This is a genomic window from Variovorax brevis, assembly GCF_030317105.1.
In the GTDB taxonomy this organism is placed as follows: domain Bacteria; phylum Pseudomonadota; class Gammaproteobacteria; order Burkholderiales; family Burkholderiaceae_C; genus Variovorax; species Variovorax brevis.
In genome coordinates this window covers 25671-49477 of record NZ_JASZYG010000016.1, presented here as the reverse complement: position 1 = coordinate 49477, position 23807 = coordinate 25671, and the positions used below count along the sequence as shown (strand labels likewise).

22 protein-coding genes and 2 pseudogenes are annotated in these 23807 nt (G+C 59.0%); 16 read left to right on the top strand and 8 right to left on the bottom strand.

The window, feature by feature from the left end; genetic code table 11:
• Window positions 1-49: 49 nt before the first annotated feature.
• The 3 genes from QTI66_RS31780 to QTI66_RS31770 all read left to right on the top strand — a co-directional run bounded on the left by QTI66_RS31780 (window position 50) and on the right by QTI66_RS31770 (window position 1937).
• The gene (locus QTI66_RS31780) at window positions 50-520 is read left to right on the top strand and encodes a hypothetical protein (protein ID WP_286564347.1); all 471 of its coding nucleotides are present in this window, start codon (window positions 50-52) and stop codon (window positions 518-520) included.
• A gap of 155 nt (window positions 521-675) precedes the next feature.
• Window positions 676-1203, top strand: a complete 528-nt coding sequence (locus tag QTI66_RS31775; RefSeq protein WP_286564346.1) for an SLATT domain-containing protein — start codon at window positions 676-678, stop codon at window positions 1201-1203.
• Between the two features lie 164 nt (window positions 1204-1367).
• Window positions 1368-1937 carry a DJ-1/PfpI family protein gene (locus QTI66_RS31770; protein WP_286564345.1) on the top strand — a complete coding sequence of 190 codons (570 nt, stop codon included), beginning with the start codon at window positions 1368-1370 and terminating at the stop codon, window positions 1935-1937.
• A gap of 186 nt (window positions 1938-2123) precedes the next feature.
• On the opposite strand, the pseudogene QTI66_RS31765 reads toward QTI66_RS31770, so the two are convergent.
• The 8 genes and pseudogenes from QTI66_RS31765 to QTI66_RS31730 form a co-directional block, all read right to left on the bottom strand.
• A pseudogene (locus tag QTI66_RS31765) lies at window positions 2124-2411 on the bottom strand (ISKra4 family transposase); the annotation flags it as partial.
• A 789-nt stretch (window positions 2412-3200) separates the two neighbouring features.
• Entirely contained in the window at window positions 3201-4751 is a 1551-nt protein-coding gene (locus QTI66_RS31760) for a hypothetical protein (protein ID WP_286564344.1), read from the bottom strand.
• Window positions 4751-5440: a M57 family metalloprotease gene (locus tag QTI66_RS31755; protein ID WP_286564343.1), complete on the bottom strand. Its 690-nt coding sequence runs from the start codon at window positions 5438-5440 to the stop codon at window positions 4751-4753. Before QTI66_RS31755 ends, QTI66_RS31760 begins: the two co-directional genes overlap by 1 nt.
• Before the next feature lie 27 nt (window positions 5441-5467).
• Window positions 5468-6778 carry a S1 family peptidase gene (locus QTI66_RS31750; RefSeq protein WP_286564342.1) on the bottom strand — a complete coding sequence of 437 codons (1311 nt, stop codon included), beginning with the start codon at window positions 6776-6778 and terminating at the stop codon, window positions 5468-5470.
• Between the two features lie 175 nt (window positions 6779-6953).
• Window positions 6954-7124: pseudogene (locus tag QTI66_RS31745) on the bottom strand (IS630 family transposase); the annotation flags it as partial.
• A 918-nt stretch (window positions 7125-8042) separates the two neighbouring features.
• A complete protein-coding gene (locus tag QTI66_RS31740; protein WP_286564341.1) occupies window positions 8043-8471 on the bottom strand; it encodes a hypothetical protein in 429 nt (142 codons plus the stop codon).
• Between the two features lie 1462 nt (window positions 8472-9933).
• A complete protein-coding gene (locus QTI66_RS31735) occupies window positions 9934-10632 on the bottom strand; it encodes a response regulator transcription factor (protein WP_286564340.1) in 699 nt (232 codons plus the stop codon).
• Window positions 10633-10813: 181 nt separating this feature from the next.
• Window positions 10814-11548, bottom strand: a complete 735-nt coding sequence (locus tag QTI66_RS31730) for a hypothetical protein (RefSeq protein ID WP_286564339.1) — start codon at window positions 11546-11548, stop codon at window positions 10814-10816.
• Between the two features lie 317 nt (window positions 11549-11865).
• On the opposite strand from QTI66_RS31730, the gene QTI66_RS31725 reads away from it, so the two are divergent.
• The 13 genes from QTI66_RS31725 (at window position 11866) to QTI66_RS31665 (ending at window position 23800) form a co-directional block, all read left to right on the top strand.
• Window positions 11866-14382: an ATP-binding protein gene (locus QTI66_RS31725; protein ID WP_286564337.1), complete on the top strand. Its 2517-nt coding sequence runs from the start codon at window positions 11866-11868 to the stop codon at window positions 14380-14382.
• Window positions 14379-14957, top strand: a complete 579-nt coding sequence (locus QTI66_RS31720) for a Pvc16 family protein (RefSeq protein WP_286564336.1) — start codon at window positions 14379-14381, stop codon at window positions 14955-14957. Before QTI66_RS31725 ends, QTI66_RS31720 begins: the two co-directional genes overlap by 4 nt.
• A 53-nt stretch (window positions 14958-15010) precedes the next feature.
• Complete coding sequence (locus QTI66_RS31715) at window positions 15011-15646, top strand: hypothetical protein (protein WP_286564335.1); 636 nt, start codon at window positions 15011-15013, stop codon at window positions 15644-15646.
• 31 nt (window positions 15647-15677) lie between these two features.
• Window positions 15678-16988: a hypothetical protein gene (locus tag QTI66_RS31710; protein ID WP_286564334.1), complete on the top strand. Its 1311-nt coding sequence runs from the start codon at window positions 15678-15680 to the stop codon at window positions 16986-16988.
• Between the two features lie 33 nt (window positions 16989-17021).
• On the top strand, window positions 17022-18560 hold the full coding sequence (locus QTI66_RS31705; protein ID WP_286564333.1) for a phage tail sheath family protein: 1539 nt from the start codon (window positions 17022-17024) through the stop codon (window positions 18558-18560).
• 12 nt (window positions 18561-18572) lie between these two features.
• Window positions 18573-19016 carry a phage tail protein gene (locus QTI66_RS31700; protein ID WP_286564332.1) on the top strand — a complete coding sequence of 148 codons (444 nt, stop codon included), beginning with the start codon at window positions 18573-18575 and terminating at the stop codon, window positions 19014-19016.
• 11 nt (window positions 19017-19027) lie between these two features.
• Complete coding sequence (locus tag QTI66_RS31695) at window positions 19028-19417, top strand: hypothetical protein (RefSeq protein ID WP_286564331.1); 390 nt, start codon at window positions 19028-19030, stop codon at window positions 19415-19417.
• 11 nt (window positions 19418-19428) lie between these two features.
• On the top strand, window positions 19429-19593 hold the full coding sequence (locus QTI66_RS31690) for a DUF6760 family protein (RefSeq protein ID WP_286564330.1): 165 nt from the start codon (window positions 19429-19431) through the stop codon (window positions 19591-19593).
• 12 nt (window positions 19594-19605) lie between these two features.
• Window positions 19606-20031 carry a phage tail protein gene (locus tag QTI66_RS31685; RefSeq protein ID WP_286564329.1) on the top strand — a complete coding sequence of 142 codons (426 nt, stop codon included), beginning with the start codon at window positions 19606-19608 and terminating at the stop codon, window positions 20029-20031.
• 587 nt (window positions 20032-20618) lie between these two features.
• A complete protein-coding gene (locus QTI66_RS31680) occupies window positions 20619-21341 on the top strand; it encodes a hypothetical protein (protein WP_286564328.1) in 723 nt (240 codons plus the stop codon).
• Window positions 21342-21352: 11 nt separating this feature from the next.
• Window positions 21353-22051 carry a CIS tube protein gene (locus QTI66_RS31675; RefSeq protein WP_286564327.1) on the top strand — a complete coding sequence of 233 codons (699 nt, stop codon included), beginning with the start codon at window positions 21353-21355 and terminating at the stop codon, window positions 22049-22051.
• The gene (locus tag QTI66_RS31670; protein WP_286564326.1) at window positions 22029-23171 is read left to right on the top strand and encodes a phage late control D family protein; all 1143 of its coding nucleotides are present in this window, start codon (window positions 22029-22031) and stop codon (window positions 23169-23171) included. Before QTI66_RS31675 ends, QTI66_RS31670 begins: the two co-directional genes overlap by 23 nt.
• On the top strand, window positions 23168-23800 hold the full coding sequence (locus QTI66_RS31665) for a phage baseplate assembly protein V (RefSeq protein WP_286564325.1): 633 nt from the start codon (window positions 23168-23170) through the stop codon (window positions 23798-23800). The genes QTI66_RS31670 and QTI66_RS31665 overlap by 4 nt, the downstream gene beginning before the upstream one ends.
• Window positions 23801-23807 lie beyond the last annotated feature (7 nt).

Genomic DNA, 23807 nt, shown 5'->3' with positions numbered 1-23807 from the left:
GACCCGAATCGTGCCACCTAGCGAAACTTCATCGATAGACGATCAACTCTTGCCTGAGCAAGTGCTCGAGTTCTTCAAATTCTACGAAGAGGTCGCCGAGCGAACGAAGGGGCACGCATGGGCGCAGTCCACCTGGGTTCTGACACTCAACGGCGCTGTCCTGGGTTTTTCTTTGAACCTTTTCGTCCAGAGCCCTTCGGTGCGTGGGCTCCTTCTTATCGAGTGTCTTTCAGCGCTCGCTGGGGTGGTCCTGAGCGCATACATCGCTTTCGTGCTTTCAGAGTTGGGCGACCACATCCAACGCTATTGGACTGCAGCCAACAAGCTTGCGCTACAAAGCAAACCTCTGTCGGAATACATTGGAACTAAGGAGACCGAGAAGGCGCGGCATGAATTTTATAAGGCGGACTTCCCCAGGTTCATTAAACGTTTGATGTGGCCGCCAGGATTTTTTGTAGTGGCGCACCTATCCTGGGCGATCTATGTCGGTGCGGTAATGTGTTGTACGCCCGGCAAGTAATTTCCGATCCAGATGACAGCTGATGCGCGTAGTAACTCTACTATGCAAAAAATGCACGTTTCTATAGTTAACGATCTGCGAGAGAATTGTTTATGTCAACCAAGCGCACATGCTGCCCGAATTAGTTAACACAATGCAAGTCAAGGTGACGGACAATGGATGATCAAGAATTTAATGGGATTCTCGCTCCCTATGACAAAATTAAGTCTGATTGTGCAGACAAGCAGTTCAAATTTTATTCTGACAAAGTAGCCTTGAAACAGTTCTACGCCCAGTGGTTTGGCGCCGCAGTGCTGATTATCAGTTTGGCAATCCCTTTCGTTACAAATTTTGGTTCTGAACTCGTCACACAGCGCCGGGTGGACATGATTGTTACATTGATGTCACTGTTAATAGCGGCTGCTAGTGGCTTAGATGGCTTGCATCAATGGCGCACAACTTGGAGGGAATATAGCAAGGGGATTGTCCAGTTAAGGACACTGATTGGATTGTGGGATGTCAAAGTGGCTAATGCCAGACAGCTAACCAATCACGATCAGGTCTCGAAGGCACTGGGCGAAGCAACTGAAGAACTACTTAACAAAGTCGAGCAGACGGTATCAGCAGAAATGGATACATTTTTTTCAGCACGCTCAGCAATTCCAAAAATAGCAGAGACGAGAAGTTCTGAAAAAGGAGCTTAACCGCAATCACGGCTCTGGGTAGCCATGTTGATTATTATTAACTATTGTTAGGCATAACGGAATTCGGCCATTGGGCCATTAAGTAAAATTTCAAATGGAGGAGCCAATGAATTTTGATTCCAGATTCTGGTTGGAGTGCATTAGTCGTCTTCAAGGTAAAAAACATGAAACTGCAAGGGAAAAAGATAGGAATTTTTATTGAGCAGTATTTCGAGGATAGGGAAATCTGGTACTATAAATTTCGCTTTCCCGAAGAAGGTGCGCAGGTTCACTTTTTGAGCCGCCTATGGGGGCAACGCCAGTTGACATTCAACGGGCTTACATTTCAGACACCCTTCGACTGTAATGAGAGCTTCGAGAATATGGATGACGAGACTCTCCGAAGCTTCGCCGCGATTATTGTGCCTGCGGGTATGGTTTCCGATCGGCTGCGCTATACCGAGGATGTCAACAAGCTGCCTCCAGCGACCGAGTTCCTTAAACGTGCCTTTGCGGAAAAAGGCATTCTCAAGGGCATCATTTGCCACGGTATGTGGTTAGTGTCGCCTGCGCCAGAACTGGTGCGAGGTCGCCAAGTGGTTGTAAGTAATAACCTGATCGGCGACATCAGAAATATGGGTGCGATTTATGTCAATGAGGACGTGGTAGTAGATGGCGACCTAGTGACCGGGCGCAGCGGCGACCACTGCAGCGTCTTTGCCCGCAAGATTATTGAGGTGCTGGAGCAACAGTAACAAAGAGACGGTGTGGCTTTCTAGATTGGAGAGCATCTCATTCCTGGGGGTGTGCAATGCAGCATCCTTGCTTCCTGCCTACGCTGCGAGCGGCGCCTGATCCTGAGCGCCGAAGCGCGGATGCCACCTCTCGAACGCGGAGACCGTCCATTTCTTGGGGGTGTGCAGCGCAGCATCCTTTTCCCGCTACGCCGCGAGCGGCGGCTGAGCCTGTGCGCCGAACCGCGGGTACCACCTCTGGAAGGACGCGCGTAGTTCGTCATTTAGGACTTGAGTACGAACCTGGAGCAACAGATGTGCTCCGCGCGGCGTCCAACGCATCTGCTGCTTCTTCACGAACCGCTTGGCGATCACCTGGTTGACCGTGGACTCGACAAAGCCGGTTGCGATGCGCTCCCCGCACCGGTACCGCTCCCCGTAGTTGACGATGGCGCCGGCATTGTTGTCGATATAGGTCGCGAATTCATCCAGCGCCCGATCGAGTTTCCTCAGCACGACTGAGGGCGGCCGCCCAGCTTGCCTGTCCTGCTCGCGCAGGCCGTCGATCTCTTCGAGCAGGTCGTACACCCGAGTTCAACACCAACCGACGTAAGTCCTTGATCTGTATAGGTCGTCCTCGCGGATTGCCACTACAGCAGGCTCATTTGGGTGTCTTGGGTGGGCTTTTTGAGCGCGGAACTCTCCGGCGGCGGCAATCTCGCTACCGCTCGGGCCTTGAATGATTTTCCGTATCGAGCCAATCTCGTCCTTCATCGCCGCCCCCGGGTTCTTGAATCTATAGACGCGGCAACTATTCTGACGCGGGGGGTACCGCAACTACGAATGGGACTTGGAGGCGGCCTGAAACTTCGACCTCCCGCACTTTTGTACGCTCTCCCTCACGGTTGATGGGACGTTCGCAACCCCATCGTGGCACCATGTAGCCGACAGCCGCAATACGCAGGTATCGGAATGGGGAAGCCCCTTTCATTCGATTACCCTTCCACGAAACCCGCATAGCACTCTGGGCTGCGCGCGCTTGCGAAAAAAGCACACGTTGCACGAAAAGTACGACAACACCGAGCATTAAAAATCCTTCGATGAATCAATAACTTATGCTTAAAGGTCCTCGCGCAGCTACGATCCAACCTAAGTCGTTGTCGCGTAGCGCTATTGCGGACACAACCGTGACAATCCAGACCGAAAGGACGACTACCACTAGACTGCAAATCTGGACCACGCGCGATACTGATCCGGCTTTTCCTTGCAGAGCGTCGTTCGCTATTACCGAGTAGCTCCATCCACCATCAGCAGTATCTTCAGATCGCGCGGAAGCTCGTGACGGTATTCTGGATGCTCGGCGAGAAATTCCTTGAGGTCCTCAGTCACCACCGAAATCTCCTTATCGGAGTGTGCATTTGCAGCCAACCGATATGATCTCGCAAGATGAACAAGTGCGGGCTCAAACTGCCCCTCCCGGCGCTCATATCGCCATAGGTACCGATAGCCGCGAGAATCTCCAATTTCGAGGCTCAAACTAGTAGCCGGGTCTACTAGCTCAGGACTCCTTCTGGCATCGAGATATTCTGCCTCACGAACCAATATTTCGCGGCGAACCTCGTTCGGGACATCAAATAAGATTGTGCGGCCTGCTCTCAATCGCAGAGTAGCGTAATCATAGGAAGGTCCATACGTTTTGACCATATATTTCTTGATGTCGAGATCGAGCTCTTTGGTATGAGCCAAGAAATGATCCTGATCGTAGTAGTAGAAATATGCATTCCGCATACCTCTGATGCGGAAGCTTTGCTTCAACCGTACTTCGGCAATGGGTAGGAATAGGGTAAGCAGGTCCTGCCTTTTCCGAAAAATGAGATACGCTCCCACTTCTTCCGTAAGCTCTTGCAATCCATGTGACGCGGCAAACGAGACCAGTGTCTCTTGCTCTCGTCGAGGTGAGTCTGGCGCTTCAATTCTAACTCTTTGAAGTATTTTGTTTCGCACTGAATCGCCGCAGCCAAAGACACAATACGCGGCGAGAGTCGCAAGTTTGCTCACGGAAAGAACGGGGGCCTCTTCAAGTATGCGGCTCGAAAACTCCTCTAGATCTATTGATTCCTCTATCGTTGAATAGTGGCGACCCAATAGGGCATTTCTCAAATAGTTATGCAGGATACTGACTCGCGTGGTTGAGTCCTTAATCTGCGACGCCAGAGATTTTGTTTCGGAGAACGTTGTGAGATTCTCTGCCACCTTAAAGAGCTTCAGTAGCTCCTTCTTCTCAAGATTGAAAACTACCAACCCACTCTGCAATTTTTGCTTTTCAAATTTCACATCCAATATGTTGTCGCCTTTGACAAGAAACAATTCCTCCGGAAAAGCGTCAGTGACAACTACATTACTCTTGCTGACGCTCACGACACCCATGTAATGATGGTTGGTCAATCCATCACTAAGGAGAAGCATCGACTCGGGACGAACTATGCAGTCAAACAACGACGACGGTAGATTGGTAACAATCTCTTCATCCTCTGGGTTAGCTCTCCTTTGGCTCTCTTCAAAACTGTAGATAGCCCATGACTGCATCGAATTGAGAGTGTGCCCTAGGGCCATCCGTGCTAAAGATGCCCTCGGCGATTCTGCCATTGCCTTGGCGTTAACTAAGACAAATTTATGCTGCTCTTCATTGAACGGTGCTGACTGAGACCGCGCAACTCTTTTTTCCCACTCAACGCCCGGCCCTCTAACCCAAGCTAATTGGGTGCAGTCCGCCAAGCAGCTACGTATTGTCAGCCAACCAACTACGAATAGAATGCTACGAACATGGGATTTCATCACTTCGCTCCATACAATTGCCGAACTGCCACTATATCTAAGTCGCTCAGCTCTCCATTATTGTTATACCTCGGATTGCAATAGTTCATTACGGAACGAGCATCGTAAGGCGTGAGTAATGCATCTCCATTCGATCCTTGTGGTCGTTCGAAGCAGGAGCTTTCCCTATCAAGTCGATTTTGCTCATGCGCAAACCCAATCGCATGCCCAAATTCATGCACCGCGATGGAACGTATGCAGTCTCGCCGCATATTTTCATTTTCGCGGCAAGTGGAACTCCATTGCTTAAATGAAAAGTTAAGGACCATGCCGTCTCGCATCCCATCAAGAAATGAACCTAAAGCCTTTACGTGCGGGCCTATGTCTTCGATGGCAATCCGAATACCTCTATTTTGATTAGAGCAGACGCCCCACCCAGAAAATTCAAGCTTAGAATATTGTTCCCAACTCTTTGAGATTGCTTCCTGCACCCATTTCTTTTCGTCTTCATGGTCGTTGATTGAAGGTTCCCAACAGACAAATATCCTTCTTGTTCTCCATTGAGAATTCGACAAGAAGTATGCAAACTTCTCATTTCGGTGAACTATCCGATCTAGGTGCCCGGTCTCGGAAATCTCGTCCTTAAACTGCGCCCACGCCGACGAATTAGACCAACTCACTAGGAACAGAACGAGGATGAAATTGCGCATTTTGCCCCTCACTTACTTCTATAAAGATCACCGGACACCAACTAGCATTATCGGTTCCAATTTGAGCTCGTGGCTTGCGCCGCCAAAATTGTAGATGATCCTGGGAGTTATGCGAGTCGACGTTTTGTCTGCTAAAAGAACGTGAATTGTAAGAAAGAAGACTTCTTGATCGAAGCATCGCACGGTCGTTGGAATCGGCCAAATTCCGGATTCTGTTTCAAGTAGATTTTTAGGGGAGACCGATGTGCTTTTGCCTTGAATATCAACAAGGCTTGCTTGGACGATTTTTGCGTCTTTGAGTAAAACTTTGAAGGACCGTTCAACGGTTGGACCGAGCGCTTTGAAGTCTCCTACGTTCTGTGCTACTAAAATCTCGGGCAGCTGTGCGCGAACAGGATCAAGCGAAATGCCGGAGATAATTGCAACCGACTTGTCATCGTATTGACACTCAAGCGTCAGCCGAATTTTGGCGCCTTTCGGGTAGGCGACTTGCGTGTGCTCAATGCTCAGCGGAGCATATCCACTTAGCGCTTGAATAGCAGTGGCAGAACTTCCTGGAGAGCGGAGAGAATTGAGGGTGACTGAATTTGGGGAGGATCGGGCAAGCCCGCATTCGGATGGATTCAGCCCTGCTTTGCTTAATAGCGCAGTCGCGCGTTCCAGTGGAGTTGCATACCGTACCGCTGGCGCATTCTGAATGCCTCCTTGAACAATCGCTACCACCTCTCCAGTTGCCTCACGCAGGATGGGTGCCCCGCTCATACCGTGTGTGAAATCACTCGACACATGCCATCGACCGTTGGGCGCATTGTCATTCTGGAAGTTGACATCCAGCCCGGCCACATCGCCTGACAATGGATAGCCAATCGCCCTTAATTTTTCGGCGAACTTGGGCCTATAACCAGAACACAGGGATAGCGGCGAAAACGCGAATCCCTTCTCGTCGGGATTTTTGATTTTCAGCAGTGCGACATCCGATATTTCTTCATGGTCGACTAGGTCCGCAATGAATACATCTCGTGAATATCGTCCGATACGTACTCTCACCTGTTGTCCATCCAGCTTCTTACTCTTACAGCCGATTAGGCTGACAGTCGGCCCACAATCATCGGGTTCGAACTGATGATTGGTAGTAATTATCCAACCGGCGGGGGATACAATAAAGCCACTTGAAGATGCAGGTGTAATTTCGCCTGTCTGCGAGTCAATCAACTGAAACTCAATAAAGACTGATCCTTGTTTGGCTGCTTCCAGGTCTGCAGCTCTAACCGTAGTTGCATGCATTAATCCTAGAAAGCTTGAGTAAAGAAGAATAATCTGGAGCGTAAGAGGTCGCATGTCAAAGTCTCCCTTAACCTCGGTGCAGTCGCGGTGGCGAGCGGGCGGTCAGATGGCTTTATGCAGAATTGAAGGTTTTTTGCATTTTGGTAGGGAACCTCCATGAAGTCGTAGGTTAGCCAATTCAGCCGACAGGCGGACCTGGACTGAGCAGCAATGGTGGGCTGAGTCGCGTTTATCTCCCAAAGTGTTGGCGAGACGGATCGCTGTACTTCCACTTCAACGGCTTGGGATCCTTGTCGTGCCGGCGTATGTAGCGCATAAGCCTCTTGTCCACATCCTTGATCGGGGTGAATTTGCCGCGGCTGATTACGTCGCGCGGGGTGCGCGAGAACCAGTTCTCGACAAGGCCGGGGCACAGCTGCTGCTTGCACGAAAGGACTTCGCCGGCAGAGAACGGCGGCGTCAGGTCGACCGGATGCTGGCAGCCCTATTAAGCAAAGGAAAACTGCACGATGCCGTTGCGGCTGAACGTAAGCGTGGCGCCGTTGACGACATTGGTGACGCTCACCTGCTGGCCGCCGACATACACTGGCAGGAACCCGGGGGTGGGCATCGGCGCCGGTGGCGTCTGCGCGATGCGAATAAACGATGGGTGTTGTGCGCAGCGCCTGTGTGACGTTGATCTCCTTGAGAAGCCGCGGACGGTCGAGCTTGGCGAGCGGAACAACTAGGCGCGAGTCTTCGCATGCGCCTGCACGTCCTTCCTGTACACGCTGTCCGTAGATGCGCAGTGCTACCTGCGTGTCATCCGGTAACTGACTCACCGTTCTGGACAGTACTCGTCGAGCGATGTCCATCATCGACGTTCCACCCACACGTCGCTTCATGGATCCCGACGCATCGAGAACCAGTTCAACCTGGGAAGGGGCACTGACGGAAGACAGGCGCTCCCCGATGGCTTTGACCGCCAGCGTGCCCGGCGCCGCGGTCACCTTGGCCGCGATGGCATAGGTGGGAGGCGCTTGCAACTCCTGCGCAATTTGCTGGTAGACGGCCGTGAGCTGTTGGGGATCCGAGGCGTAGAGATAGCGCCCCCCGGTCCCGAGGGCCGTGTTGACAAGAATCTGTTCACCTGTGGCTGAGGCCAGCCCGACGAAGTTTCCAAGCGCCGCACCGAGTCCGACCACATAAACGTGGACATGCTCTTTTTGGGTCGCGTCCCCAAGTACCGGCGGCCGGGTTTGACTGGACAAGCCAACGCCATCCGTCATCAGGATGATTGCTCGATGTCCAGTGGCAGGCTTGAGGAATTCAAATGCTTTCATGACAGCGTCACAAATGGGCCGTGCACATCGACAGTCACGGCCTGTTGTTGGGTGCCGGCGCTGCCCTTGATCCTGAAAAAGTCCTGGTCATTGCCCGGCGCCACGGCGCCTCCTACTGCAACCCCCGGTTCCAGGAACTCGGCCTGGGCCAGCGTGTTATTCGGTTCCCGCTCCTGCCGGGCCGCGCTTTCTGGGCCGGCAGCCTTCGCGTGTGAAGCACACGTGCTGTAGTCAATGGGGCCCAACAGAATGGACTGGCCTTGCGGTCCTTTGCCTTCGATCGCTTCGACTTCGCCAAACGTCGTCCGCTCGCCGCCGTAGCTTTGCGCAACTTCAGGAAGCGCATCGCTTTGCCTGCCAGGACCGTCAGCGGTTTCGGATCGGGCTTGAGCGTGAAGATGCCCAAGCTCTCGTAGCCCGCCCATGGACTCACTTCCGAGGCGAGCAACTCCACCGATTTCGCCCAATACCCTGTGGCCGGTTTCGGTCCCACATAGAACGTCATCCCGCTGAGCGGATGCAAAACGATGCGGTCGATGAAGGCCGACTGATAACCGCGAAAGGCAAATATGAACTCCTGCAGGAGAAGCGCTCCTGAACCGAGAGGACCCTCTGCCGACGCCCACCCGCGGTCGTCGCTGGTGTGGCCATGGATCAGGTGGCCAGCGAGATCGGCTCCCAGTTGCGACGAAAACTGAACGAGGCTTCCGCCCAGGGCCAGTAGCAGCAGGTTCTTGTCAACGCCAGCGAGTATCGAGGTGCCGGACCTAGATTCGTGGATTCGAACCTCTCCGATTTCTGCAACATCACCAGGGTGCGTATTGCGTAGAACAAAGCAAATTCGTCACCGCTCCCGTTGGGCCTTTCCCTCTGATGCCGACCGGCGCTGTGACACTTTTACTCGCGAAGGCCGCGAAGCAAATCTGTCACCTTCCCTTTGAACGAAGCAAATCCGTCACATTGTGGATGTGCCGTAGAACAAAGCAAATTCGTCACCGCTCCCGTTGGTCCTTTCCCTCTGATGCCGACCGGCGCTGTGACACTTTTTTTTACTCGCGAAGGCCGCGAAGCAAATCTGTCACTTTCCCTTTGAACGAAGCAAATCCGTCACCTTGTGGATGTGCGGCGGACTGGCCGCGCGTTATGGTTGTGATCCATGAAGGACTTCCGCGCTCGTTTCCATGGGCCGGTAGAGGCGGCCCGACCCCGCGGCGCACGCCTGATCGAGGGCTACAGCGCGAAGCTGCAACGCCGTGTACGCCTCTTCGATCACTCAAGTTTCGCGCAATGGATTTCGCCTGGAGGCAGACCCTGCGGCGATCACGGTCCTGCGGGTGCGGGATGTCGGTGACACATTTCCTTCGAAGCCGAGCCGACCGACGGCAGTGAGACAAATTTGCTTCGCGGACCGCACAATGCAAGGCTGGATGCGGCATTCAGTGCGACAGGGCAGTTCCGGAGGGCCAAGGTGACACATTTGCCTGCGCGCGAGTGACACAGTTGCTTTGTTCTACGGTAGATGAGGATGGAAGCGGAACTTTGACACACCCTTGTGCGGTCCTAACCCGGCCGCTCAAGCCGTTTCATGCCGTCAAGAAAGTGGGCGGTGTCCATACCATCTCGACTGGATGCAGAAGTTCGACGTCGACACGGCGAATGTCTGCGGCCGCCCAGAGCAGCCGTACGCGGGCTCGTCGACGGCCGAGCGGTTCATCTCGGAATTTGACGTTCGCAGCCGAAGGTCGGGATCCCTCCCTGCCGCGAATCGAATTCACGAGAACGCCGCAAGGACCTGCAAAAGCGCGGCGCTCAAGAGCAACTTGTCAGTCGGTGAGTTTGCGCAACGAGAGAACTGCCGATCTAACGGCTGCAGCACTTCTCTTGCCCTTATGCTGAATTGCCTCTGCGGTCAGTGGGCTCTGGCGTGCCAGCGCTATCCGGTATCGATACCAACCACGGCGCGTCCCTTACAAGGCGCATCGCTTGTGTTCGCCGCGGAAGATTGAGCTTCCCGAGGATGTTGTGGACGTGGTGCTTGACGGTGGCTTCACTGAGGCCGAGGTGGCGAGCGATTTCTTTGTTCGAATCGCCGTGCCCGATCAATTGCAACACATTGCGTTCGCGACGTGTCAGTGCATAAGCCAGTTCCTCATTCTCTTGCGCAGTCTGGCTATGTAAGCGAAAAAGCGCTCGCAACAATCCGCCTGAGATCTCGGCCGGACAGGCTAGCCGGCCCTGGACGACATCGAGCAGCGAACTGCAGAGCGTATCCACCGTCGCATCGCGTGCGACATAACCCACGAAGCCGGCGCGACCGCAACGGATCACTTCCTGGCGTTGCTCGACAAGGCCGATCGCCACCAACGCCGCTTCTGGATACTGCGTGGCGATCGATCGCACGTCGTACAAGTCGACGCCCTGGGTCACGTCGATCAGGACGAGATCTGCGCGGATGGACGCCAGCGTCTGTCGCAGCGCTCCAAGGTCGCTTACGACGGCGCAGACGTTCATCTCCGGCCGTGGACTTAAACACGCTACCAACCCGTCGCCCATCAAGCGCACGTGCGTCAACACGATGATGTTCATGGTAGGGACAGACCCTCATCTTGTTCTCGTGTCGGAGGTTTGCACCACTCTGCGAGACCACGCACGCTCAACCGAGGCTTCGAACGCCTTGGCAAGTACGCATACTTGTGCTCGACCGATGCTGCCAATCGCCTCGGCTGAAATTTGATCACGGCGGTGGATTCGCTCACACTGTTAACCCTTACAGGATCGACCTTCGATCTAGGGGGCTCCTTGTCGAACCTTTGCGCATTCGGAAAAAGGCGCCGACCAGTTGCGATTCCTCGTCGTGCGCATCGATCCGGAGGTCGCGCATTGTAAAGGGCAAGCTGAATTCCTTGAGGAACTGCTTCGTCACGCGACGAAGCCGGAACTTGATGCGGCGTTCCTCTCCGACGTGAAACACCTCACCATCACCGGTCATCGGCAGGGAGAACGTAGGCGGTTTGCGCAGATCCAACACGGTCAGCCCGGACTTGTCAGACTCGGCAATCGGCACCGACCCAAGCACACCTCCCTCCCAACGATAGGTCGCTTTGTGCTGTTGCTTGTCGATGAACATGTGCGTTGAGTGCCACTTGGCCCACTGCCTTCTGTTCGTGGAGTACGCGTGACCGGTCGAGGTAAACGAACCGTTCTCGCGCTCATAGTTCAGTGAGAACACGCCCAGAGCGTTGTCGTCACCACCTAGAACGTCCTGGAGCCAGATCCCTTCAAACGCCGCTCGAGGATCCAGCCATCGTCGCAGGCAGACGCTGTATTTCGGACCCTGAGTCAGTCCGAGTTCCACGGCCAGAACGAGAAGTCCAGCGACAACGCCCCCGACGGCGTCTCCAGCGGCTCTTCCTGCGATGCCGAGCCCCGCGAACCGGGACGCAAACATGAGTGTCAGGATCGGACTGAGGATGATGTTGATGACCCTGCAGATGGTCTGCATATCCCCTCCCACATCGCTGCCTACGGAACTTGAACTACCGATTCCGGCTCGATGCGTTTTAACAGACAAGCGACCTGTCGACCTCCCCACTTCTGTGGACGCTGACCCGCATCGACGCGGCAATTAGCCGCTGACAGCGATCATTGGATCCAGGCTGCGGTCCATCTTTGGGGTCAACAGATCTGGATCATCAGAAGGATCGAATGGTTCCGATGATATGAGTCCTCACTGATCCCCTGAGGAGGATTTCCAGCGTATCCGACACCTGCGACAACTCTACTCTCGAAAGCAGCACGGGGGTCTGTTCGATGTCGCCAGTGAAGGTCGTGGTTGCCGCCACTGCGCCGGATATCCAGGCCGAGGGGATTGCGCGCGCCGTGGCAGGGCGCGACGACATGACGCTCGTCGCGGGACGTGTCTTGACGGTGTCGGACGTCGAAGCGCTGCTCGAATCGCGATCGTTGACGGGCCAATGCGGCATCATTCTCGTCGGCACCGACGCTGACACTCACGACCCGGCGGAGCGCTACCTTGCGCGGTTCCAGGACTGCGTCGTGATGCGCGTCACCGCACCGCTCGGGGATGTCGTTCGGGTTGCGACCCACCAGCTCGGCCTTCAAGAGTTGCTCCGCGAGTTGCGCGCACTCGTCGACCAATCCGGCATCGGTCCGCGCGGGCGGATTGCGCATCTCCGCGCCGACTGTCTTGAAACAGGGCGGGCGGACACCGCGGTGCGCGACGGCGCGCTGCTGAATGCAGCCATCCAGTGGATTCACGAGACCCTGCGCAATGCCGTGCTAGGTCTTGCCGGGGGCAACGGTGACCTGCCAGGTCTGACTGTCACCGCTTCGACACTCGTCGAGCTGCTCGACGCCGCACCCGAACAAGCCACCGCGAATGCAACGAATTCTCTGCAGGCTGCAGACTCGGCGCTGGTTCGTGCGATCAACCAGACCGAAGGCAGCGGCGAGCCGCTCGCATCGATGGTCCGAGACCTCGAACTGAGTCACTTCGAGTTCCGCCTGTTGTTGCTGGCCCTTGCCCCTGAACTAGACGCAAGGTATCAGCGTTGCATGGGGGTGCTGCTGGATGACCTCGGGCGTCGAGTGGGCACACTCGGACTCTACGTCGCTTTGCTGGGCGAGCCCGTGGGTGTGCGAGTTGCTCTGGCCTCTACCGGCAACCTCATCCGCTGGCGTGTCTTCGAGACGCAAACCGGAGTCTTGCCTGCGGCGGACGAACCGCTGCGTCTCGATCCCGTTCTGGTGGGATGGATCCTCGGGGAGCGTGATGCGCCTGCGCGCGATGCGCGTGCGCGTCGGGTGACAAGGCACACCGCATGGCCCGGAGCGATGCTCATCGATGTAGAGACAGAACGCGTTCGCGTCAGTGGCTTCATCGAGCTGCTGCAAGCAGAGCACGACGGCCAACTGGTGCTGTTCGCGGGCGATGATGCTTCGAGTTGGCGGTCGCTGCTCGAGGTCGGCGCAGAGGTGCGCAGGGTGTCTCCCATCCGCATCGAAGATGCGCGCATCGTGAACCTGGACGCTACGGATATAGAGGAGTGCGGCATACGCCTGGGACGGGCTGCACGCCTCACCGGAGCCCCGTTGGTCATCGACGCGACAAGCTCTGCAGGAACGGTCGAAGGCGACCACGCGTTGCGCTCATTGTTCGCTGGCATAGCAGGCACTGGATGTCGGGCGGCCGTGATATGCATCGACTCGGCGCGAATTGTCCGGGTGGCGGGTTCGATGCCGTTCTTGCTGATGGAAGGGCCACCGCTATCACACGCGGCGCGTGCCGACGCCTTTGCCGTAGCAGCCGAACTCTCAGGCGCGACACTCGCCGCCGAACAAGCCCGGGGTCTACTGGCTTTGCATCCCTTGCAAATCGACGGCATCCAACAAGCCGTGATGCTGGCGCGCAGCGTTCAATCACCGAACACGACTGCGGAGCGACGCTTCGACACCTTCATGTCGGCGTGCAAGCAAGTTAGCGCCGAAGGCCTGTCGCACCTAGCCGAACGTCTGGAGCCGATGTTCTCGCTCGACGAGGTGGTGCTGCCGGCCGATCGCAAGCAGCAGCTTCGCGAGATCGTCGACAACGTTCGTTTTGCAGACCGGGTTCTGCATGGATGGAAGTTCGGCGAGCAACTTCCCTACGGACGCGGCGTGACGGCGCTGCTGCATGGGCCGAGCGGTACCGGGAAGACCATGTCCGCACTCGCCGTGGCGAAGCAGCTGGGCGTGCAGATTCTGCGGATCGACCTCTCGCGTGTCGTCAGCAAGTACATCGGCGATACAGAGAAGAACATAGACCGTGTGTTCAACGATGCCAGCGCCTCTGGGGCAGCGCTCTTGATCGACGAAGCCGACGCGTTGTTCGGCAAGAGAAGTGAAGTGAAGGACGCGCACGATCGCTACGCGAACATCGAAGTGGCGTACCTGCTTCAGCGCATGGAAGCTTACGAGGGCCTCGCGATTCTGACGACCAATCTGCGTCAGAACCTCGATGCCGCATTCCTGCGCCGCTTGCGGTTCATCATCGACTTCCCGCGTCCGGACGTCGAAGCCCGAGAAGAGATCTGGCGGTGTTGCCTGCCGGAGAAATCGCACACGCTCGATGCGGCGGCGTTTCGGCAACTCGCCCGCAAGGTCGAACTCACCGGAGGCCACATTCGGCAGATCACGTTGCGGGCCGCTTTCGTGGCGGCGGCCGCAAATGACTCGATCGGGCTGCCGCACGTCGCTTACGCAACGAACGCGGAGCTAGCAAAACTGGGCAGGCCGGCGGTCATGCTCGAGCTGGCCGGGGTTCGGAAGGCCGCATGAACGCCGACGCGCTCCTCAGGGTCACCAAGGCTTTGCGCGAACGCCTAGAGCAGGTGGCCGGTGCGGGCAAGGTATTTGTCGGGCCGCTGGACGACCCGGATGTCGCCGGCGCTTCGCTGATTCTCTTTCTCTATCGAATCATGCCGAACGCGAGCCTGCGCAATCGGGAGCACCGAGTTCCGTCCGATGTTCCTCCCCCGCCGGCCGTCACTTTTAGCAACTCGCTGCCTCTCGATCTGTATTACCTCCTCACGGTCGGGACGACTCCCGGCGACAACGAAGAGGCGCTGCTTGAAATCCTCGGAGCTGCAATGCAAGCGATGCAACTCGATCCCGAACTCACTGGCCCGGCCGTGGGATACGAGACCGTGCATGTGTCGCTCGACCCGTTGACCACGGAAGAGACGAGCCGCATCTGGGCGTTGTTCCCGACCGCCAACTACCGCACTTCGATTGCCTATCTCGCGAGCCCGGTGTGGATCGACCCGCGGTTGCCTGCGGCCGTCGGCCCACCCGTCGTGATCGACAGTTTGAGAGCTGGCGTTCGCGTCGGCCTTCCCGCGGAGGCGCCATGACACGCCGACTTCTCGTTAGAGAACCGCCCGAGGTCGCTTACATGCGCGAGGGCATGCTGGCCGTCGAAGTGCTCGATGCCGTGACGCTCGAGCGTGTCACGCAAGGCCTCGACGTTATCGCGCAGGGAATTGCCGGGAAGCCCTTCGTGAATCACAGCGGGCTCTTCGTCTGGGTAAAGCAGGATGCGACGAAGTTCACCGGGCTCACCATCGTCCCGTTCTCGGCTCCGTTCGAACGGGTCGAGCTGACGGCCGCGCAGCTCGATCGACCGATCCACAGCGTGCAGCTCCATCCGCTGCCGAGTTATCCGTTTGCACCTGGAGATACCGCGATCCGCGGCAGGCTCGTCGAAAGCGACAACATGCCGCCTCAGGTGCCGCGTGTTCCGATCTCGGGCGCGACGATGCGCTTCGAGTGGCTCGACGATGACGGTGTGACGTGGCATGCGTGGCTGTCGCCGCGCGTCACGACTGCAAGCGGCGACTTCACGGCGATGGTGCGATTCGCGCGCGGGCTGCAGCACGCGGACGGCTCATCCCCGGAACCCGATGAACCGCGACGCGATGTCGACGGCAACTTGAGCATCCGTGTCACTGCAAAGCGCGCCACTGGCCCACAGAAGCAACACGTTTATCCCCTCGCACAGGGTCGCGTCACAGACAAGACCTTTGCCTGGGACTCCCTGTAAGCAACGAATCGGCGATCAGGAGAACGACGCCATGACCGACTACGCGCCCCCCAAAGCGAAAACGCCGCCCACCGACTCCACACCGTGCGCGGACATGCCGAAGCCGCCGGACGTTCCAGGCATTCCGGATCCGCCGCCATGCCCCACGCACTGCGAGTGCCCGACTCCGCCGGGCGGCACGCCGTCCAGCTGTCTCGACGATCTCATCAAGAGCCAGAACCACGTCGTCAAGAAGGCCGAGCGCGCCAAGGCGCTCGTGGATGAGCTCACCGCCATTCAGGCGGATGTGGTCACCGCCCAGGCGAGCTACACGCCGAAGCGCCATGAAGACCTGACGAAGCTCTGGACGGATCAGGACAAGGCCATCAAGGAGCTGATCCGCAAAGTGGTCTGCGCCGTGCCGTGCTGGGAGTGCGTGCTCGACTGCCACCTGTGCAAGGCACTCGTCGAGATTCGCAATCTCGACGCCCGCCTGAACGGGCCGAGCGATCTCGACGCCGGCATGGGGCTGCCGCAGGAGGCACATTCGCTGTACGACCAGCAGTACTGGCATCAGCGCAACGTCGTGCACCTGCTGGCGCGTGTCGATCGCATCAAGAGCGTGCTCGAAGCGTGGAAGGATCCGTCGAAGTCGCTGGGCGATGTGCTCGATGCGAACCAGAAGCTCATCGACGATACGGCGAAGATCGTCGCGACCGATCCGGCCAAGGCGCTGTTCGACATCTTCATGACGCTGTTGCCGCGTCACTGGTTCATCCGGCCGCGGGAGGCGGAATCGGGCATCGATCCGAAGTACATCCCGCTCTGCGGCTGCGCGAAGGACGACGGCGACACCGGACAAGACGGCAGGGATTCCGATGAGTGCGGTGACGACGACGACGACGGCGACGGCGACGACGACGGCCCGGGCTGCCATTGCGACGATGGCACGCCGGACGATTGCTGCGGCCTGGACGTCGGCATCCTCAATTTGCGCCAGCGCCTGTTGGGTCGGCTGCCCTATATCGTGGACCCGAAGAGGCTTCCCGAGATCATCTGCTGCCTGACCAAGCATCGCCTGCAGCCTGCAAGCGACCTGCTCGCCCATGCACAGGCGCAGCTCGCGGCGTCGAACGCCGAGATCGACGCGGCGGTGCAGGCGATCAAGGACAAGACACAGAACATCCTCGCAACCTACACCGCGGGTCTGCCGGTGCCGTTCGACTGCAAGCCCTATTGCGTGCATGCACAGCCGAAGGAACCGAAAGAGCCGAAAGAGCCGGAGCCTCCGGAGAGCTGTCCGCCAACCGCGACGAAGCCGAACAGCCCGAACACCTGCGATCCGAAGGCCCAGGCCCGCTGATCCGAATCCGGAGATATCGCCATGCCCGAATATTTGCATCCCGGCGTCTACATCGAAGAGATCGAGCGGGGACCCAGGCCGATCGAAGGCGTGCCGACCAGCACGGCGGCGTTCATCGGCGAAACCGAACGCGGACCGACGAAGCCCCGTTTCATCAGCAGCTACAAGGACTATCTGCGCTGGTTCGGTAGCGTCTTCGGCGATAGCAAATTCATGCCGTACGCCGTCAGCGGCTTCTTCGAGAACGGCGGCAAGCGCATGTATGTGTGCCGCGTCACCGATGACGGTGCAACCGCAGCCGAAGCGACGTTCGGCACCTTTCAGATCAAGGCTGTCGGCCCGGGATCGTGGGGCAAGCGTCTCTACGTGAAGGTGGAGGACAGCACCACAAAGAAACCCACTGCCGGTCCGGGCAGCCCGCTGGCGGCGATTGGAGTCAAGATTCGCATCGCCTACTACGATGCGCTGCCGATCGGCAAACCGCAAGACTGGTTCGACGACCCCACCAAGCCGCCATTCCCCACGGCCAGCGAAGCCTTCGACGATCTCGATGCGGACGAAAGGTCGCCGAACTACTGGCAGAAGCGGCTGTTCGAGAACTCGGCGTTCATCGAAGTGAACAAGACCGGCGGGCCGGCGAACGCCCTTCCCGCAAAACAGCTCCTGCAGCTCGCCACGGGTGGCCTCGACGGCAACCCCATCGATGTCGCCGACTTCAACGGATTGGCGGTGGCGCCGAACCGGCCGAACCCGCAAGGCCTCGCCGCGCTCGAGCTCGATCCGTATCGCGATGTCGCGCTCGTGTATGCGCCGGGACAGTCGGTAGAAGTGAACCGGGCGGTCATCACCCATTGCGAGAAGCTGCGGTTTCGGTTCGCAGTGGTCGATCCGGAAAAGAGCGTGAACGGCACGGACTTCCAGCCGCGCAGCGCCGTACAGGACACGCAGTTCGCCGCGCTCTACTACCCGTGGATCGCGATCTCCGATCCGGCGACGGGCGCGCGCAAGCTTGTGCCTCCGGGTGGCCACGTGCTCGGGGTGTACGCGCGAACGGATTCCGAGCGGGGCGTGTTCAAGGCGCCGGCCAACGAGATCCTGCGCGGCGTGAATGATCTGTTGGCCGACATCAACGACAACGACCAGGACAACATGAATCCGCGCGCCGTGAACGCTATTCGCAAGTTTGCGGAGCGCGGGATTCGTGTCTGGGGTGCCCGCACGCTGACGTCGGACGCCTTGTGGAAATACGTGAGCGTGCGGCGGCTCTTCATCTTCCTTGAGCGATCGATCTACGAGGGTACGCAGTGGGTGGTGTTCGAGCCGAACGATGATCGCCTGTGGGCGCGTGTCATCGACACGATTCGCCTGTTTCTGCGTACGCAGTGGCGTCTCGGCGCGCTGTTCGGCCGCACGGAGGAAGAAGCGTTCTTCATCACCTGCGATCGCACGACGATGACGCAGGATGACATCCTCAACGGCCGTCTCATCTGCGAGATCGGCATCGCGCCGGTGCGGCCCGCGGAGTTCGTCATCTTCCGCATTTTCCAGAACACCGCCGAAGCCCAGAACTAGGAGTCGCAAGCCATGGCACGCATCGATCCCTTAAGAAATTTTCGCTATCGGCTCGAGATCGACTCCATCACGCAGGCCGCCTTCAGTGAGGTCATGATCGGCGAGACGACGATCGATGCCGTCGACTATCGCGACGGCACCGATCCGCCGCACGTGCGCAAGCTCTCGGGACTGACCAAGTACGGCAACATCACGCTGAAGTGGGGTCTGTTCGTCGGCGCCAATGCGCTCGATCTCTACAAGTGGCACCAGGACGTCTCGTCCGGCCAGGTCACCTCGAAGCGCAAGAAGGTCGTCATCGCCGTCCAGGACGAGGCGGGTCAGGACGCGGCGCGCTTTGTCGTGAGCGAGGCGTGGCCCATCAAGTACGACCCGACGGACCTCAATGCCAAAGGCAATGAGGTGCTGATCGAGCTGCTCGAACTCGTTAACGAGGGCATCGAGCGTGTGAAGTAAGGAGCGCCACCATGAGCACGAAATCACCGCTGGGATTCCAAACCGAAGTCGAGTTCGAGTTGCCGAAAGGATATGTCGACGAGCAGGGCGTTTTGCACCGACGCGGTGTGATGCGCCTCGCGACAGCGGCGGATGAGATTCTTCCGCTGCGCGATCCAAGAGTGCAGCAGAACGACGCGTATCTCGCGGTCATCGTGCTGGCGCGCGTGATTGTCCGCCTCGGACAGTTGCCAGAAGTGCATACAGGAATCGTCGAAGGACTGTTCGCGTCGGATCTCGCATATCTGCAGCGGCTCTATGAAGAGCTGAATTCGGCGGACGAGACCGACACGCTTCCCTCGGCCGCGGCGAGGATGAACGGCTCCTCGCTGCGCAGGGCGACCACCCTGGGGGAAGCATGAGGGCCTATCCCGTGAAGTCGCTGTACGAGGAGATGGCCTTCATTGCTCACCACTTTCACTGGTCCCCCGGCGACCTCATGCAGCTCGAACATCGGGAGCGCCGGCGTTGGTGTCGCGAGATTTCCGCGATCAATCGCGCGCTGGATGGAACGCCACCGAATCCGTTCGAAATCTGAGCCGAGGCAACGATGGCACGCCAAGACCCACTGCGAGGCTTTCGGTATCTCGTCGAGATCGACGGGATCACGAGCGGCGCATTCCTGCGCGTGAAAGGCCTTTCGCGCGAGGTGAAGCATGAGCCGTACCGGGAAGGGGGCGTGAACGAGTACGAGCACCAGCTGCTGACTCAAGTTTCTTACCCGGTGGTGATTCTCGAACGCGGGCTCGCACTCGACGACTTGTGGAAATGGGCGCTTGCGGCGGCCGATGGCGATGTCACCCGCAAGACGGTGCGCGTGCGGCTGCAGGATGAAGGGAACAACCGTGCGTGGGCATGGCAGATCGAGAACGCGCTACCGGTGAAGTGGTCGTGCACCGATCTCGATGCGAAGGAATCGCAGGTGGTGATGGAGACGCTGGAGCTGGCTCACCACGGCTTGAGGAAGGCGTCGTGAAACGCGCAACGAAAAAAATGCGTGCATGGCGGGCGATGAGATTCCCCGCGAAGGCAGCGGCATTGTCGATTGGTGCGCTCGATGGCGTGTGCGGGCCGATGGGCCTGCACGGCGGCACGGGCGCGCGCATTGCGAAGGATGCTCGGCCTGCGCAAAACGGGCACGGTCCGAAGCAGGCCGGACACGGTCGTGCGCGGTGGGCGCCGGTGCTATTGCGCTGGCGAGGGCGGGCACGCGAGCGGATGGCCGTCGAAGCGCGCGCAGCGGCGCCGGCTCGGGCGTGGGTTTCAAACTTTCATCTGCACTTTCACTTTGCGCACGCGCCAGGCGATGCGCGCTTGCAAAGTGGCTCGCGCGGAGCCGTGTTGCCGGCCACTGACGGGCGGCTCCGTCGCACGTTGTCACGGCGCGAGAGCGCCGCATCTGGGCGCGCTGGCACGGATAAGTTCGGCAGCCCGTCTGCGCGCGTGCTGCATAGGCCGAATCAGGACACCGGGCACACACTCGTGCGTCGTTCGGCCACTGCGCGTTCGGCAGCGACAGCGAGCCCAGCCGCCGCGCGCGCAGTGGGTGCGAGGAGTGGGGCGATGAATACCGCGACTACGAATGCCGCTGCGTACACGGCGGCCGCGTCTGCACGCGGGTTGCGTCACCTCTGGCCGCTCGCCACGTTGTCGTTCGCGCGTCGCGGATCGCGGGCCGGCGCGCCTGCCGAGCGCGGCGTCGACGCCGGTCGCGATCTTGCTGGCCCTGCCGCGGGCAACGAGGGCAGCGGGTTCGGATCACGAGCCGCGCGCCTTGCTCGCAAGGCAACCGGATTGCGTTTTCGTCGTACCGGCTTGAATCCCGTGCGGGCGAGCGATGCACCCATCCGCCCGATCCCGACTTTCCGCGCGGCATCCACCGAGAACCGAGGAATCGGACGGGCACGCGCATCGGTAGCGATGTCCGGCGATTCAACGCCCGCGTCGCTCGACTTCTCCGCGTCATCCGTTTCGCGACGCTTGCAAGCATTGATGACCAAGCGGCCCGTCGACCTCGTGTGGCGCGCGCGTTCCGGCGCATCGAGCGCAGCAGGCGACGCATCGCTTCCATCGACGTCGCGTGAAACATTTCGCCGATCGATGGCGCGCGCACCCGCGGCCCACTCGACGCCAGTTGCTGCGGATACCTCGGCGGCGCAGCCGAGTACGACCAGCGCGGTGTGTGCGACCACGCTCGATCCAGCACTCGCCAATCGCCTCGCTGACGACATCATCCGCCGCATCGATCAGCGCGCCCGCATCGAACGCGAACGCCACGGTCACTAGGACGCACGCAAATGGCCCAGCCACCGCTCAAGAAAGCGACGATCACGGTGCTCGATGGCGAGCGCAAGAACCAGGTCATCACCGTACTGTTCAACCCGACGGAGTACACGTTCGACCGCACCAACTCCTACAAGCCGACGCCGATTCCGGGCCTCGGCGCGCCGCTACTGCAGTTCGTGAACGGCGAGGCGGATCAGCTCAGCATGGATCTGTTCCTCGAAGACTACACCGACCCGCGCGGCCCGACCTCGCTCCAGCAAAAGGAGAACGACCCGCTCGGCAAGCGCCTGTTCGACCTCACCAAGCTGCTCGAGATCGACCGCACCATCCATGCGCCGCCGCCGGTGCGCTTCGACTGGGGAACGATGGGCTTCAACGCGGTAATCGAGAAGATCGGCCGCAAGGTCACGATGTTCCACCCGGACGGGAAGCCGGCACGCGTGACGCTCTCGATCACGTTCAAGGAATACCGCACGCTGCGCCAGCTGGTGGAAGACCCGCGCCGCGAGTCGGCGGACAAGACGAAACGCCGCGTCGTCATCGGCCCCGAGAGTCTGTGGCTGATCGCTGCGCGCGAATACAACGATGCGAACGAATGGGTGCGCATCGCCGAAGCCAACGATCTCGACGATCCGCGTCAGATTGCCGCCGGCGACTGGCTGGAGCTGCCACCCATGGAGAACCCGAATGGAACTGGCGGATCTCTCTAAGGGCTACGGCAACTTCTACGCGCCGGCCTTCACGTTGCGGCTCGCGGGAGCCGATGTGCTGCGCGATCTGCTCGTTGCCGTGAGCCAGATCGAAGTCGAACTGGTGATGAACGCCGCCTCGCATTTTTCGTTCACGCTCGCCAATTGCTACAACCTCGAATCCGGCCAGTTCGAAACCGGCCGCGGCCAGGACCTGCTGAAAATCCTCACGCTCGGCGCGGAAGTCGAGGTGTGCATCGGCTACGGCGATGCTGCCTCGACCCCCACGGCTATGCTCGGGCAGGTCGCGAAGATTTCGACCAGCTTTCCCGAAACCGGCGCACCGGAGCTGGTCGTCGAGGGGTACGACCACGGTTTTCCGATGACGCTGGGGAAGAACTCCGACAGCTGGAAGAAGCGCAAGGACAGCGAGGTCGTGCAGCTCGTCGCCGACTTCCATCATCTCGATACCGTCATCGAGGACACGGTCGAGCGGCATCCGCAGATCGAGCAGAACCAGCAGAACGATTGGGATTTCCTGAAGACGCTCGCCGAGCGCAACAGCAGTCCGGACAAGAGCGTGCACTTCGAGCTGTATGTCGATCCGGGCGGCCTCGTGAAGAAGCCGACGCTGCATTTCGGCATGCCGAAGCTCGGCTCCGACCCGGTGGTCACCCTCAAGTGGGGCGCGGGCCTGCTGAGCTTCCGCCCCGAGGCGAACCTCGCCGGTCAGGTGTCGAAGGTCGAGGTCTATGGCTGGGACGTGAAGAACAAGAAGGCCATAGTCGGCCACGCGAGCGCCGATACGGCGAGCGGGCCGCAGAACAAGACCATCGCCCAGCAACTCGTCTCGTTGGTGCGCTCGCCCGACCGCCAGCCGACGCTGCGCTTGCGCCAGCCCGTGTTCACGCAGGCCGAAGCGGACAAGCGCGCGAAGGCGGCGCTCGGCGAGATCGAGAAGAAGTTTCTCACCGGCGATGGCGAGTGCATCGGGCTGCCCGAGCTGCGCCCCGATCGCACCGTGAAGCTCACCAATCTTGGCGAGGCGTTCTCGCAGACGTACTACATCGAGCAGGCCACTCACCGCGTCGACAGCAGCGGCTATCGCACCAAGTTCAAGGTCAGGGGGGTAAGGAGATGACTGCTGCCGTAGCAACATCCAGCGAGATTGCACATGAGTCGGGCCATGCGAAAGGCGTCGCCGTTGCGGTTGTCACGCAGAACAAGGACGAAGACGGCCTGTGCCGCGTGAAGGTCAGCTATCCGTGGCATGACAAGCCGCGCGAGAGTTACTGGGCACGGCTTGCGGTGCCGATGGCCGGCGCCGAGCGCGGCACCGTGTTCATTCCCGAAGTCGGCGACGAAGTGCTGGTCGGTTTCGAACGCGAAGATATGCGATTCCCCTACGTTCTCGGCGCGTTGTGGAACGGCAAGGAAAAGCCGCCGCTGGCCAACGACGATGGCGAAAACGACAAGCGCATCGTCAAGTCGCGCAAGAAGCACTACCTGCTGTTCGATGACGGTGCAAAGGGTGTCGTCGAGCTGGCGCACGAGAACGGCGCGATGGTCCGCTTCACCGACAACGAGATCGAGCTGAAGGATGCGCAGGGCAACCAGCTCAAGATCGAGAAGAGCGGCAGCATCACGCTGCAGGCCACCACCCAGCTCAAGATCAAGGCCGCTTCGATCTCGATCGAAGCCAGCGGCACGCTGGAGCTCAAAGCCAACGCAACGCTCACCGTGCGCGGCGCGCTCGTGAACATCAACTGAAGGAGCG

What these genes read in the sequence shown, in the direction of transcription:
- QTI66_RS31755 (WP_286564343.1), bottom strand. Translation starts at nt 5,440, where the DNA reads ATGCGCAATTTCATCCTCGTTCTGTTCCTAGTGAGTTGGTCTAATTCG.
- QTI66_RS31750 (WP_286564342.1), bottom strand. Translation starts at nt 6,778, where the DNA reads ATGCGACCTCTTACGCTCCAGATTATTCTTCTTTACTCAAGCTTTCTA.
- QTI66_RS31730 (WP_286564339.1), bottom strand. Translation starts at nt 11,548, where the DNA reads ATGCAGACCATCTGCAGGGTCATCAACATCATCCTCAGTCCGATCCTG.
- QTI66_RS31680 (WP_286564328.1), top strand. Translation starts at nt 20,619, where the DNA reads ATGAATACCGCGACTACGAATGCCGCTGCGTACACGGCGGCCGCGTCT.
- QTI66_RS31710 (WP_286564334.1), top strand. Translation starts at nt 15,678, where the DNA reads ATGACCGACTACGCGCCCCCCAAAGCGAAAACGCCGCCCACCGACTCC.
- QTI66_RS31735 (WP_286564340.1), bottom strand. Translation starts at nt 10,632, where the DNA reads ATGAACATCATCGTGTTGACGCACGTGCGCTTGATGGGCGACGGGTTG.
- QTI66_RS31740 (WP_286564341.1), bottom strand. Translation starts at nt 8,471, where the DNA reads ATGGGCGGGCTACGAGAGCTTGGGCATCTTCACGCTCAAGCCCGATCC.
- QTI66_RS31685 (WP_286564329.1), top strand. Translation starts at nt 19,606, where the DNA reads ATGGCACGCCAAGACCCACTGCGAGGCTTTCGGTATCTCGTCGAGATC.
- QTI66_RS31715 (WP_286564335.1), top strand. Translation starts at nt 15,011, where the DNA reads ATGCTGGCCGTCGAAGTGCTCGATGCCGTGACGCTCGAGCGTGTCACG.
- QTI66_RS31770 (WP_286564345.1), top strand. Translation starts at nt 1,368, where the DNA reads ATGAAACTGCAAGGGAAAAAGATAGGAATTTTTATTGAGCAGTATTTC.
- QTI66_RS31695 (WP_286564331.1), top strand. Translation starts at nt 19,028, where the DNA reads ATGAGCACGAAATCACCGCTGGGATTCCAAACCGAAGTCGAGTTCGAG.
- QTI66_RS31700 (WP_286564332.1), top strand. Translation starts at nt 18,573, where the DNA reads ATGGCACGCATCGATCCCTTAAGAAATTTTCGCTATCGGCTCGAGATC.
- QTI66_RS31720 (WP_286564336.1), top strand. Translation starts at nt 14,379, where the DNA reads ATGAACGCCGACGCGCTCCTCAGGGTCACCAAGGCTTTGCGCGAACGC.
- QTI66_RS31675 (WP_286564327.1), top strand. Translation starts at nt 21,353, where the DNA reads ATGGCCCAGCCACCGCTCAAGAAAGCGACGATCACGGTGCTCGATGGC.
- QTI66_RS31665 (WP_286564325.1), top strand. Translation starts at nt 23,168, where the DNA reads ATGACTGCTGCCGTAGCAACATCCAGCGAGATTGCACATGAGTCGGGC.
- QTI66_RS31670 (WP_286564326.1), top strand. Translation starts at nt 22,029, where the DNA reads ATGGAACTGGCGGATCTCTCTAAGGGCTACGGCAACTTCTACGCGCCG.
- QTI66_RS31775 (WP_286564346.1), top strand. Translation starts at nt 676, where the DNA reads ATGGATGATCAAGAATTTAATGGGATTCTCGCTCCCTATGACAAAATT.
- QTI66_RS31760 (WP_286564344.1), bottom strand. Translation starts at nt 4,751, where the DNA reads ATGAAATCCCATGTTCGTAGCATTCTATTCGTAGTTGGTTGGCTGACA.